Origin of the sequence: Bifidobacterium thermophilum, assembly GCF_037482445.1 — a bacterium.
Taxonomy (GTDB): domain Bacteria; phylum Actinomycetota; class Actinomycetes; order Actinomycetales; family Bifidobacteriaceae; genus Bifidobacterium; species Bifidobacterium thermophilum_B.
In genome coordinates, this window is sequence record NZ_JBBHLY010000002.1 from 266,414 (window position 1) to 280,032 (window position 13,619).

At 54.7% G+C, this 13,619-nt stretch carries 9 protein-coding genes; 4 read left to right on the plus strand and 5 right to left on the minus strand.

Annotation, left to right across the window (positions count from 1 at the left end; all coding sequences use genetic code 11):
- Positions 1-38: 38 nt before the first annotated feature.
- Positions 39-1,451: a tyrosine-protein kinase domain-containing protein gene (locus WD012_RS02735; protein ID WP_339562249.1), complete on the minus strand. Its 1,413-nt coding sequence runs from the start codon at positions 1,449-1,451 to the stop codon at positions 39-41.
- A 306-nt stretch (positions 1,452-1,757) separates the two neighbouring features.
- Between WD012_RS02735 and WD012_RS02740 the strand changes: the two genes are divergently transcribed.
- The 4 genes from WD012_RS02740 (at position 1,758) to WD012_RS02755 (ending at position 6,994) form a co-directional block, all read left to right on the plus strand.
- A complete protein-coding gene (locus WD012_RS02740; protein WP_339562250.1) occupies positions 1,758-2,198 on the plus strand; it encodes a hypothetical protein in 441 nt (146 codons plus the stop codon).
- 230 nt (positions 2,199-2,428) lie between these two features.
- Positions 2,429-3,847 (plus strand): LTA synthase family protein, encoded by a 1,419-nt coding sequence (locus WD012_RS02745; protein WP_339562251.1) that lies wholly within the window; start codon positions 2,429-2,431, stop codon positions 3,845-3,847.
- The gene (locus WD012_RS02750) at positions 3,802-4,884 is read left to right on the plus strand and encodes an LTA synthase family protein (RefSeq protein ID WP_339562252.1); all 1,083 of its coding nucleotides are present in this window, start codon (positions 3,802-3,804) and stop codon (positions 4,882-4,884) included. The genes WD012_RS02745 and WD012_RS02750 overlap by 46 nt, the downstream gene beginning before the upstream one ends.
- A gap of 79 nt (positions 4,885-4,963) precedes the next feature.
- Positions 4,964-6,994, plus strand: coding sequence for a glycosyltransferase (locus WD012_RS02755; protein WP_339562253.1), 2,031 nt, complete (start codon positions 4,964-4,966; stop codon positions 6,992-6,994).
- 117 nt (positions 6,995-7,111) lie between these two features.
- On the opposite strand, the gene WD012_RS02760 is transcribed toward WD012_RS02755, so the two are convergent.
- From WD012_RS02760 to WD012_RS02775, 4 genes are all read right to left on the minus strand, one after another.
- Entirely contained in the window at positions 7,112-8,464 is a 1,353-nt protein-coding gene (locus WD012_RS02760; RefSeq protein WP_339562254.1) for an ABC transporter ATP-binding protein, read from the minus strand.
- 12 nt (positions 8,465-8,476) lie between these two features.
- Complete coding sequence (locus tag WD012_RS02765) at positions 8,477-9,313, minus strand: ABC transporter permease (protein ID WP_339562255.1); 837 nt, start codon at positions 9,311-9,313, stop codon at positions 8,477-8,479.
- Positions 9,314-9,483: 170 nt separating this feature from the next.
- Positions 9,484-11,352 carry a glycosyltransferase family protein gene (locus tag WD012_RS02770; RefSeq protein ID WP_339562256.1) on the minus strand — a complete coding sequence of 623 codons (1,869 nt, stop codon included), beginning with the start codon at positions 11,350-11,352 and terminating at the stop codon, positions 9,484-9,486.
- Between the two features lie 168 nt (positions 11,353-11,520).
- Positions 11,521-13,287 (minus strand): leucine-rich repeat domain-containing protein, encoded by a 1,767-nt coding sequence (locus tag WD012_RS02775; protein WP_339562257.1) that lies wholly within the window; start codon positions 13,285-13,287, stop codon positions 11,521-11,523.
- Between the last annotated feature and the right edge of the window lie 332 nt (positions 13,288-13,619).

Here is a 13,619-nt window from a genome sequence, read left to right on the forward strand (position 1 = left end):
CCCCCTCTACTCATGCGTCAGCCGATGGGATCACAGCCTCACTTGCCGCCGTGTCGTCCGGCGCCATGCTCACTATGCGAATCCTCATAGTAGTAATAGTAGTAGTTGCCGTTCTTGCCGGAATGCTTCTTTTCGTCAGCGTAGTTGAGGATGAAGCCAAGAATCGGCACTTCAACTTCCTTGAGCGAGGTGGTTTCCTCCTCGAGCTCCTTCTTGTCGGCGACCCCACGGCCGACGACAAGGATGATACCGTCGGCCATGCGTCCGAACACCACAGCATCGTCGGAGACGGACAGCGGTGCAGTATCAATGATTACGTAGTCGTATTGGGTGAGTGCCTGATCGACCATGTCGGTCATGATTTCGGAGTTGAGCAGCACACTGGCATTCGCCGGGCGCTTGCCCGCAGGAAGGACGTGGAGGTTCTGCTTCCAGTATTTCTGCACGACGTCGCGCGGGGTCGCCTGTGCGGAAAGGATGTGGGACAGACCGACCTGGCCTTCGATGCCGAGCTTCTTGGCAACAGATGGGTGGCGCAGGTCTGCGTCGATGAGCAGGACGCTCTTGCCGGCTTCGGCGATGGCGGCCGCGATATTCGACGAGACCGTGGTCTTGCCTTCGCTCGGCCTAGTGGAGGAGATCACCAGCAGGTGACCGTGTTCCTTGGTGTTGGGGGCAAGGAACGCGATATTGGTGCGGATGCGGCGGAATTCCTCGGCTTCCTTGCTGCTGGTCTGCGAGATGACGACCGGACGGGATTCCCCAAGTAGATTGGACCGTTGAATGGAGCCAAGCGACGAGGCGTGGGTCAGCTCACGCACATCGGATGCGCCCTCGACCTTGGTGTTGAGCATGTCAAGCAGGAGGGCGATCCCGATACCGCAGATGATGCCGAGCACAACGCCTGCAACCATGTACAGCGCGGTCTTCGGCGAGCTTGGCGACTGGGGCGTGGATGCCTTCTGGACAAGGGTGAGCTGGATCGGGGATTTCGTCGACTCATCCGTGTACAGGGATGATGTGACCTGCTTGGACAGGCTTTCGGCGACGCTGTTCGCGATGGACGCCGAGCGTGCGGCGTCACCGTCCTCGACCGAGACATCGACCATGAAGGTGCTGCTGGGGTTGGTCGCGGTGACTTCCGCGGCAAGCTCGCTGGTCGTCATGTCAAGGCCGAGCTCCTTGATGACGGGTCGGAGCACGGCCTCAGTTTTCACCAGCTGCGGGTACGTCTTGATCTGCGTGGACAGGTAGGATGCGCCGGAGTTCATGTCGGACGAGGTCTGCGTCTCACTCTGTGCGGCGTAGGTGGCGAAGAGCTGGGCCGTCGCCGTGTACTTCGGCGGGGTCAGAAAGGTATATGCCGCAACGAGACCTACGACAACGATGAATGCGGCGATAGCGGCAACCAGGTGTTTACGGACAGCCTGGAGCAAATCGGCGATGGTCAATGGTTCCCCAATCCTTTCGGAAATCTCCTATTGCAAAACTCTTCGATATTACCACTAGGCACCGAATTCGAGGCCTCGCCCTCGCATCATTCACCCGATATCCACCGTGTTTTCACTATGCTGCAAGCATATCGCACAGATGTGGATTATATGACGCGATACCAGACCGGATTAGTATCAAGTCATGCAGAGAAGAGTGCTAATAAATGCACAATATTGAAATATAGGATTTCACACGATATATGCATATGATATATGCTTGAAATGCGATAATACCGTATACCGACTATAAGGAGCACAACATCGATGGCATTACAAGGATTCAAAGAAGTCACCATCCGCAAGATTGCAGGCAAGCCGAGCATGACTGTCACCAAGACCATCGTGCGCTTCAACAAGGCAACCGTCGCATACCTTGAGTACCCCGAATTCGTCAAGATCTACGTCAATCCAGAAACCAGGCAGGTCGCCATCGAGCCATGCACCGGACACGACCGCAACGCGGTGAAATTCTGCAAGCCTGGCAAGAAGAACATCCTGTCCGTCAGCATCCGAGACCTGTCGGTCGTTGACGCGGTCACCGGTTTCTTCACGTTCGAGGATGTCGACGAGGACCATGTCGCCTACCATACGGTTCCCGGCGAGAAAGATGACGCCAACAAGGCGGCGGTCTTCGATCTGGACCAGTCCACGGCCGGGGTCATGAAGCGGCGCGGGCGCAAGAAGACGATCGCAACCGCAAAATAGACAGCGAAGGGGTGCCGGCCCCTCTTCGCACGCCCCGTAAATCCCCCGCCCGCCGCGACCGGAACAGCATCCGCCGCTGCGACAGTCTCCATCGTCGAAGATTTTCGCAGCGGCCGTTCAGTATTCTTTCCGCCTGTTATCCGCTTATTTTCCAAGGCGTATATTGTCTATCCCGGGCCGCTACGATATGCTGCGTATCGCAATGGTGACCGGCAACAGGAGTAGTGCGTATGGCGGAATCATCTGAACTCGGACAATCGACACCCGACGAGGAGCTCCAGCCGCAATCCGCACCAGACGACACCTGCGCCCGGCAGGACAACACCGGTAATGCCCCTATTGAAAACACCCCCCGTAAGGTTTCCAATCAAACTGAAGCGGTGGACCATTCTTCCACCGAACAGCCGGACGAGGCAGTTCCCTCATCCAAAGACGCTGATGCTTCGAATGCGCTTTCGAAACGCGCGGCGACACTATTCCGAACCACTGCAGCAGCAATAATCACACCCGCCCGCTCATGGTGGTCGCGCGTCTTCTCCCCCATCAAAACCCGGATTGCGACACAATGGCAGCGCGTGACCGCGACCCGCGGATTCAAGGCATTCATTGCCGCCTGGCAGTTCTTCAAGACCCGCATCTGGGACAAGCGGATGCGCTTCTCCTTCGCGTTCTACACCATTGTGTTCATTGTGGTGACCGCGGCAAGCGTCATCGGACTGCAATGGAGCGTCTACACCGAGCCGACGTACGCAAAGGGGCAGGTCGTAGACGACCAGACCAAGGCGCTGAATTCCGTCGCCGGGCAGCTCACGAGTTTCGTCAGCCAGATCTGGCTGCACCAGAGCTACCAGGCGTGGCTGAACTTCATTGTGCTGGGCGTGCTCTATCTCACGGTGATCCTGGTCATCAACCGGTTCTGGGTGGCGACCGCGGTCTTCGGCACGTTGATGACCGTGTTCGCCATCGCCGACAAAATCAAGGTGGAGCTGCGCAACGAGCCGATCATTCCGGCCGACCTGCAGTTCATCACAGGTGGCAACGGCGACAGCATCATGTCATTCACCACGAAGAAAGACATGATCCTCATCAACTCCGCCGTAACCGGGGTGATCTGGCTGATTGTGGTGTGCGTGGTGTTGCAGTTCCTCGACCGGCGCCGCGGGCTGATTCCGTACACGTGGAAGCGTTCGGAATTCGTCAGCGTCAAGAACATCACCGCCATGGTGTGCAGGTGGGCAACCGCCATACTCAGCGTGGTGCTGTGCGTGTCGTTTACGTGGGGCATGGGGACAGCAGGGTCGTGGGCCCGCAATTTTTCTGCCAGTCTTTCGGATGTTCCTCATTTATGGAAGGCGCTCGAAGACGCACAGATTAACGGCCCTGCAGTGAATTTTCTGCGTCTCGCACATGTGAAGACGATGACGAAACCAGAAGATTACAGCAAAGCCAGCATGTATCAACTAGCTGATAAATATCAGAATGAAGCGGAAACAATAAACAAAGGACGAACCTCTAATCTTACGGACAGCACTGTGATTCTCATTCTGTCAGAGTCCTTTCAGACCCCACTCGCGTTCCTGGAGTTTCCTTCGCGGAAGATCCTATGCCGAATATTCGCGCCATCAAATCAACCACTACGTCAGGCTTGATGCTCTCTCCTGGATATGGTGGAGGTACTGCGAACATTGAATACCAAGCGCTGACCGGCTTGAGCCTGTCCAATTTTGATCCTTCGTTGACCGTTCCATACCAGCAATTGGTGCCGAAGCAAACGTGGACTCCAACATTCAACCAGATTTGGAACCGAGCATATGGAACATCCAGCTCGCTGGCCTTCCATGCATACTTGAGAACCATGTATTTTCGTGACACAAACTATCAGAAATTCGGATTCTCAAAGTTCTATGCTGTCGATAAGAAACCGCTGCTGAAAAATCTCAGTCCGATTGACTCAGCCGAACAGGCATCGGATTCGTCATTCTACACCGCGGTCCTCAATTATGTCAGTGCCAACCCAGACTCCAGTCAGTTCCTGCAACTGGTTACCATGCAGAACCATATGCCCTACAACGATTGGTACGCTGACAATCAATTCAAGGAAGCTGGAGATACCTCGACAAACATCAACGAGGGTGACAGAATGGCAATAGAAACTTATGCGAAAGGCGTGAATTATACCGATCAAGCGACCGCCGACTTTCTCAATCAACTTAACGGTATCAACCGCCCAATAACCGTTATCTTCTATGGCGATCATCTGCCCGGCATCTATTCAGCTGCCAATGCGCACAAGAAATATCAAATCGACTTGCATGAAACCGACTATTTCATCTGGTCAAACACCGCCTCCGCTTCGGCCTCTACAAAGCTCGATGAAGCAGCGAGCGCGTATACATCCTCGAACTACTTCATGGCACAAGCTGCACAACATCTCAACGCCAAAGTCTCGCCATATCTCGCGTTCCTGACCGACATGCATGCGGCGATACCGGCCATGTCCGTTCCCGCTTCTGCAGGAGATTCCAATCAACCGGTGTATCTGGACGCTGAGGGCAATCGCATCCTGCAAAAGAATCTGAGTGCGCAACAGAAAGAGCTGCTTCACGACTATCAACTCATCCAATATGATCTCACCGCCGGCAAACAGTATCTCAAGAACACTGACTTCATGACAGTCATGAAGTGATTTCACAGGGAACGTTCAATCATCGCGAACCACTCGTATACGACACCGGTAATACGCGACGCTTTGTATACTGGTCGGCATGACGCAGTCCGACATCACTACCGTAGACTCTCAGAAAGCACCAGCGTGGGAAACCGTCAACCGCGTGGTGTTCCCGACCAAAGACGAGGATCTGACACTCCCCTTGTACGCCATCGAGTGGACTCGTCCGCATATTGACGCCGGCGCCCAAGACGTTCGCATCAACCAGCTTCGCGTGGACACCACACGTATGAATCGCCGTGACTTGGTGCGTCTGCTTCGCGAAGGTACCACAGACACATCAGCCCCCGAGAACTCCTTCACATGCTTGTCCCGCACCGAGTTGCAGGTTCATCAGGGCGGCCACGCCTCCCTGTGCACATATTTCAATGCCTTCCCCGCCTCCTACTGGCGCCGGTGGACTGCGGTGAGCCACGTACGGTTCGTAGCCACAGCGGCAGGCAAGGGACAGATCAACCTCTTCCGGTCGAACGGCCGCGGCCTGATCACCCCTGCAGGCAGCATCGACATCGACGCCGACGCCCCCACTGCGGTTTCTGGCATATTCGATATGAAAGGCCTCATGGACGGCGGATTCTTCTGGTTCGACGCCCAAGCAGCGCCGGATTCCACACTCACGGTCAGTGATGCCGGTTGGCAGGTGCCAGTCGAGGAACGCAGAGCGAAAGACCGCACCACACTGTCGATTGCCATCACCACCTTCAACCGGGCACCCTACTGCATGAACCAGCTCAAGGCGATTGCCGGGGAAGCGTCCGTCCGCGAGCGCCTCGACACCATCTATTGCACCGACCAAGGCACCGATTTGGTATGCAATCAGCCGGATTTCGATGCGGTTGCCAAGGACTTGGGCGGCCAGCTCACGTATCTGCGGCAGGGTAACCTCGGCGGATCCGGCGGTTTCTCCCGTGGCATGTATGAGACTTGCAAGGCTGGCAACAGCGAGTATGTGCTGCTGCTGGACGATGACGCGATCAGCGAGCCAGAGGCGATTGTGCGCGCCGTGCAGTTCGCGGATTACGCGAAACGACCGCTGTTGGTGGGCGGCGGCATGCTGCATCTGGATAATCGTACGGTGTTGTGGGCTCAAGGCGAGGATATCGACGCGCGTCGCATGCCTGTGAGGAACGCCTTGGGCTCCCATGATTTCGCCACGGACCCGTTACGAGACTCCCCCGAGTGCCATCAGCGTTTCGATGCAGGGTACAACGGTTGGTGGATGTGTCTGATTCCTACATCGGTTATTCGCGAAATCGGACTCGCGATTCCGGTGTTCATCAAGTATGACGATATCGATTATTCGTTCCGTGCCAAGGAACATGGCTACCCGACGGTGTCGCTCCCCGGTGTCGCGGTGTGGCATCAGGGGTGGCATGACAAAGATCCTTCCCGCACGTGGGAGGAGTATTTTGTGCAACGTAACCGTTGGGTGTTCGCTTTGATGCATTATCCGCGGCCGGCTCGTTCCACGCTGCTCAATGTGGTTTCAGCGGATATCAATATGGGTCTTCATCTTGTCTATTCAGGCATCGCGTTGCACCATATGGCATTGAAAGATGTGCTGCGTGGTCCGAAGCATCTCATCGATATCTATCCGACGCTGATGGCTGAAATCAGACAGTACCGTACTTCTTTCCCGGATACGCGATCCGTTTCTGATTTCGACGCGTTCCCGGAGCCGAAACGCCGTTTCGTCCCGCCGAGTACAGCACCGATGACTGCAAGACAGCGCGCAATCGATTGCGCAATCGCCTTTGGCAAAGCGATGTTGTTGCCGCGCGATGGACGTAAGGCTCAGACTCCGGACGTCGCGGTTCCGACCCGTGAATCCACTTGGAACGCGTATAACGGGGTCGATTCCGCATTGGTGACTTCTTCTGACGGTAACTCCGTTACTTGGATGCGCCGCGACGATCGCCTGTTCCGCCGTGATGTCAGGGAGGCGATCCGTCTGGGTTCCGCGTTGTATCGGAATTGGAAGCGTCTACATGACGCATATACTGATCCGCGGTTCACCAGTTTTGAAACGTGGGAGAAGATTTTCAAGGATAATCCCGCCCAGGAGTGACCTCGAACAAAACTGGCAATGGGGGTGTCCCACAGTATTTCTGTGGGACACCCCCATTGTGTGTGCAAGCTGTGTTTCGAGTCTCATCCTCTAGCGCTTCGGACTAGGCGATGCCATTCACCTCTTTGGGTGCGTTGGCTTAGTCTGCATCAACGCCTGCTTAGATACAATCTCCACGTTCGTTTCGCCATCGGCGGGAGTAACCAACATCGCCTTGTGATTCAGCAATGCGTACGGATCACCGGTTTCATTACGCACCACTACAGTACAGGCATTGTTCCCGGTCGCCACCGCAACCATATCGGTGAAATCCGGATTCGTGGCGCTGGGAACACGCAACGAGGTGAACAACCTGAATTCACCGCTGTTGAATAGTTTCATCGGCACTTGGAATTCCACAGTGTGGTGGCCGTGCTGTTTCATCTTGAACACCTTCGCACCCGTATCGTATGTGATACCACCACGCCGGATATCGTTCATCGAGATGGCGAGATAGAAGTCCCCGGGCTCGTCAAACTGGTATTCAACGCCGAAACGGAAGATATCGTCACTGGTGACCATGGGTTTGGAAATGGGGAAAGTACGTAAGACAGGGCAACGTTTGTTGAGCCCCTCAGGGTATTCGCCGTGTGCAAGATCACGCTTGGCTTCGAGGTTCTCTTTTTTCTTTTCGGCTTCGAGGTTTGCAAGCGTATACTGATCCGCGACGCTTTCCGTATCACCGATCGCGGCGACGTGCCCGTCTTCGATCATCATGGCCCGGGTACAGTACTTCTTCACCGCCCCCATATCGTGGGTCACAAGAATGACGGTCTTTGTCGGATCTTTCTTGATTTCAGTGAAGAAATCGTTGCATTTACGCTGGAATGCCTCATCGCCTACAGCAAGGACCTCGTCAAGCACCAGGATGTCTCCCTGTGCTTTGATAGCCACCGAGAAAGCGAGCCTGACCTGCATGCCGGAAGAATAGTTCTTGAGCTTCTGGTCCATGAAGTCTTCCAGCTCGGCGAATTCTACGATGTCATCGTACATGGCATCCACCTGTTCACGGGTGAAGCCCAGCAGGCAACCGTTCAAATAGACATTCTCACGGCCGGTAAGCTCTGGATTGAAACCAACGCCGAGTTCAATGAACGGAACCAGTTTGCCGTGCACATCCACTGTCCCCTGATTGGGGTAGTAGATTTGCGAGATGATTTTCAACAGCGTGGACTTGCCGCCGCCGTTACGGCCGACGATGCCGAAGAACTCTCCTTGATGCACATCGAAGGTGATGTCCTTGAGTACATGCTGCATCTTGTAGCCCTTGATGCCTCTGGTCCAGTTAATGAACGCCTGCTTGAGGCCGGTCGCCTGCTCGGTCGGCAGCTTGAATGCCTTGCTGACATGGTCGACGGACAGTACAACAGGGGCTTCCTTATAGGAGCGCCTCTTCACCGTGCGATCATCCAAATGCTGTACACTAGCCATCTATTCCCCTCCTTACATGACCTCTGCGAATTTCCTGCTGTTTGACCGGAACACGGAAATGCCCAGCCAGAGCAACAGCACAGTCAATCCCAGAGGTATCAATGGCACCCACCAGCTGGCGAATTGATTCCAAATCGTTGGCTGGGTCTCAGGCGCGAGGAAGTTATGCCTGATGTCCTGAATAGACTGGGCAATGGGGTTCAACAGCTCGAGACGGGCTACACGCGCATAGAATCCGCCCTTATTGGTCACATAGGTCAGCGGATAGATAATCGGCATGCCGTAGAAGACCAGTTGTTGCAGAACTTCCCAGATGTGCGCGATATCCCGGTAGTACGCGTACATGGTGCTGAACAGCAAAGCCACAGCCAAGGCCAGCGCCCAAAGTTGCAGCACATTGAGCGGTAGCCACAGAACCCGCCACGTGAAATGCACCCCGCTGAAAATCGCGAACACCAGGACCACGACGTAATTGATGGCGAGACTGATCATGGATCCGCATGTTGCGGAGACAACGACGATGTAATTGGGAAAATGGATTTTCCGAAGCAAATCACCGCGGTCGACGATTGAATGCAGACCGACCGTGGTGGCTTCCGCGAAGAAATTCCATGAGCAGATGCCGAGCAGCAATACCACCGGATATGTGGGGGTGCCGTCGGTCATCCGCAGAAACTTGCCGAACACCAGATACATTACGGCGAACAGCATCAAGGGTTTGAGCACGGACCATGCGACTCCGAGGAAGGAGCCTTGATAACGCAGTTTGAAATCGGTCTTCACCAGCCCGCGCAACACCACTAGCGCATACCGGTATCGGTCCTGCAAACGTTCAATTACTGATTTCACAACAAGTCATCCTATCAGGAGGGTATCTGAGGCAAGATAGCGGCGGAAAACCTTCACTTCCCCCGCCCGCGGATTTAGCGTAATGAAAAACGGCCGTGCTAGCGGGCACGGCCGTTTTATCATGCCGGCTGTTATCACTACTCGGGTAGCTCCAAACAGCCGGCATGGTGTCAGTTCATATCGAGGTAGTCTTTCCAGAACTCCACAGACGTCAGCTTCGGACGAGCCTGTGAATATTCAGCACGCAAACGGTCGATATTATGCTTGTAATAACGCAGGTCGCGCTTATAGCGCTTGAGAATGGCGTTGTATCGCGCGGAGTCCTTCACGCGAATGGCACCCTTCTTGTTGTACCAGTCGATGACGATGAGGTACTTCTTGCCACGAATCGCACCGGCGGGATATGCCCATCCGATCAACGGGATGACCGCATAGCCTTCACCCTCGGTTTTCACAAAACGCTGGCCGTTATCAGTGGTGTAGTCCTGCAGCCGCTGTACATAGGAGCGCGGCTTATCGCCGTCAACCAATTGACGGTTGATTTGGCTGATATGGAAACCTGCGATGCGCATCTGTTCGGCTTGCTTCTGCAATTCATCGAACGAAACCAGCTGTTCTTTGCGCTTGTTGGCACGCATGAAGGTTTCCTCGGCCACACCCTTCTGGCTGATGAATTGCGGCCCTTTGAGGAAGTCCTCGAAAGCGTCGAGGCAAAGCTCGGCATTGGCATAGCCGAACTTCTTAAGCTCAAGCCTGATGTTGTTGTGCAATTCGTACATGAAGTCGGACTTCTTGGCGAAGCCGGTCGTGCATTGGGCGATCATCGTGTTGCGCGTGGTCTGGTACCGTTCCACGGCTGCGTTGTACCGCACATGGAAAGACATATGCCAGATGCACAGGCCGTTCATGGTAATCAATTCACGCTGGCAGCGAGTGCCGTATTCCGCATCGTCGCAGCGGACGAACACGGGCAGCGGAAGGCCTTCCTTCTTGATGACGCTGATCGGTATGCAGCAGTACCACCATGCCGCATACCTCTGTTCCTTCTTGATATGCTTTGGCAGCACGAAGACCTCGTTGAACACGACATCCTCGAACTTGGTCAGACGCAGTGGAGGCTTCGCCGGGCAGAACGTACCTTCATCTGTCATATAACCGGTGTCTTCCCACTGGTCTTCGCCAATCTCATAGTTGAGCATGGCACCGCTGATCATCGCATCATGATACTTCGGCTTGAGAATGCGAAGCAGGTTGTACGTGCGTTTGATGCTCTCCGGCGAAACCGCGACGTCATCGTCCATCAGCAAGATGTTGGTAGCGGGAACGCGCTGTTCCATGGCTTCAATCATGCCACGGGTGAAGCCGCCGGCTCCGCCGACATTCTGGTTCGGCCGAATAGTGACATGCTCGTCGCTCAGTTTGTCTACATCGAGCGTACGACCATTATCGATAACGTACATGTGGAAATGATCGGCGATATCTTCCCCGGATGCGAAGATATGTTCCTTGATCAGGGCGATATTACGCTCGATAAAGCTTTCCTTCTTGAAGGTCGTGGTGGCAAGCGCCAGTTCGACCGGCCGGAAGTCACCATCGATCTCAAGTTGATAGTAGCTGTTGCGGATCTGCACAGCTCCCTCGGTATCGATGATGAAGCCGACGATTACGGCATCGTCATCGATTTGCAGGTCAATGTCCAGAGTCTGCCATGTGTCGCTAGACGGCAAAGCGAATGGTTCTCCGACCGGCTCCGAATGCGCCGAGAACACACCGCCCTTGGTCTGCTGGATGCGGGTGGCCGCACCTTTTAGTTCCAGATGCAGCTTGCCGGATGTCGCCCGCGTATATTTTTGCAGCTTTGCCACTGACAGTGAGTTGAAGTAGGTGGTGAAATCGTAGCTGCCGGCATCATAGAGCGTCCACTCTCCGCTGGTCTTGTCCTTCACGATTTCTCCGTCGGCGCGGCAATATAGCGAGGGGTAGCTCAGCGATTGGGAGCTTTTTTCCAACAGAATGTTGGCGAACTTGATGGTTGGCATTGATACCTCTACTCGGTTACGAATCAAATACAATCTTTATCATAGGAGTAAGGGACCCCTAATACTGGATTCATCATCTCAACACCCAGCTGTGAGAATTGGAGGCAATCGCCTTCTCGGCAAGTTAGGGGCCGCACATTGCGGTTTGCGGCCCCTAACTGTTATCGATTACTTGAGCCCGTCGAGCCGGTGGAGGAACGCGGCCGGCGTATCCCGCGACACATCACGGAACCGCCTCCAATCCGCGTCCGACGGCTTCCACGAGGAAGCGTCCGGCACACCCATCAACACCGCCTCACGACGAAGGAACGCAGCCATATCCTGACGATACACCGGCAGCATTCCACGGAACGTGCCATCGGAATAACCTGTCGTGATACCGGTACGGGCCAGCCATGAAATATCGATCACATGCGGCGTATCTTCCGTCACGTCGTTGAATTTTGTATCCGCATCCGCACTGGACGCGATGTCGTCACCGTGTCGTCCTGCCTCACGACGAAGGAACGCCGCCATATCCTGGCGATACACCGGCAGCATCCCACGGAACGTGCCATCAGGATACCCACTCGAGATGCCGGCATTCGCCAGCCACTGGACATCCGGCCCGTGCGAAGAAACATCGGAGACAGCGACGTCGCGAAGTGTGACCGAAGTCCCCGGCACTGACACCCACACCGAAACCCCGCCAGTGTAATCAGGATCCGTGTTCTTATCACCGAACGTGTACGAGTAGATTCCTGAGGCCGATACGTTCCGCCAAGTCACCTTGCCGGTGTTCTGATCCAGTGTCGCGCCGCTAGGAGACGAACCGGCTATCGGCATATACCTGCCGTCGCGCCCCTTAGCAGCCTGCAAACTCACCAAGCCACCCAGCTTCACCGACATGCTTGCCGCTCCAATACGCTGGTGAGAAGAATACAAGTAATGATCAATGACATGAGGCAGTTTGGAAGCCGGAGAAAAATCGGCGATCCTATTCGCGCTCAGTCCCAAAACAACCAATTTGGTAAGGCGACTGATCGGAGTGATATCCGAAACATCGTTATCCGAGAGCGATAGCCGCATCAGATTGGACAGCCCAGATAACGCCTTGACATCGCGAATCCTGTTGGAACCAAGCGAAAGTATCTGAAGCTTCGACAGCTGTCGAAGCGGTTGGATGTCAGTGATGTCATTCCCTGAAAGATCAAGCGAGGTCAAGCCCGTCAATCCATACAGCGGCGTCACGTCGGTAATATCGTTCTCGCCGAGATCCAGATCATTCAGCTTCGTCAAATTCTGCAAGGGAGATATGTCAGAGATTTGATTGGCCCCCAGATTCAACGAGACCAGATTCGTTAGCTTGGATAGCGCTGCCACATTTGCTATGCCATTGTCGGATAAATCCAGGGAGTTTACCTTGCCCAGTCTGTTCAGCGAAGAAACATCGGAAATATGATCCGCATAAAGGTGCAATTCAGTTAACTGTGTAAGCCGTGAAATCTGCGTGACATCTATCTTGTCAGATTTCCCAATCCAGAGTATGGATAGTTGAGGAAGACTGTACAGCGGTGATAAATCATGAATCCCTTCCCCCCATAAGCTGATTTCCCTGACGCGTTGCAGGCGCTGAATGCCCTTCAGGCTTGTAATAGACTTACTGGCATCGACATTCGTGTGCGTTGAATCTTCAGCGGCGTGTCTCAAAGTTGTCGTGTTGTCAATAATCTGTTGGGTGAATACGTCACTCGGCCTTTTTGAATTAGCCTCAGCGACCGCATCGGCAAGATTCCGATCCGGGAAGCACTGGGCAATCGAACTTACTCCTACCGAGCATGATGAACCATCCACGTCTGCGGCGGATGCTGCTGGCGCCATCGCCAGCGACATGCATACCGCAATCACAACCGGCACCATATGGAATACAAGTCCTGCACTATGTCCAGCTCTCATGGACAATCCTTCCTCGCTCTTTTCTCAACGGACACAACATAAACCCACGATAAAGCTACCTCCAACGACTGACTCCTTAACGCATACGCATTGAGGAACAACCGCTGTGGCAACCCGTTGTGGCAACGCCATGCGTGGCCGATCACTCATATTGCGAACTATGCTACAGCTGAGTCTGTCTTACTTGCCGAGGCGGCGGGCCAAGACCCCGCAGGTCGGATATTACGAATGAGAAGGCCTCGCGGAAGCATATTGGGCAGCTTCCGCGAGGCCTTTGCAGACAGGCTTGACGCCGGCCGGCTACTTCTTGAGGTTGTCGAGCCGGTGGAGGA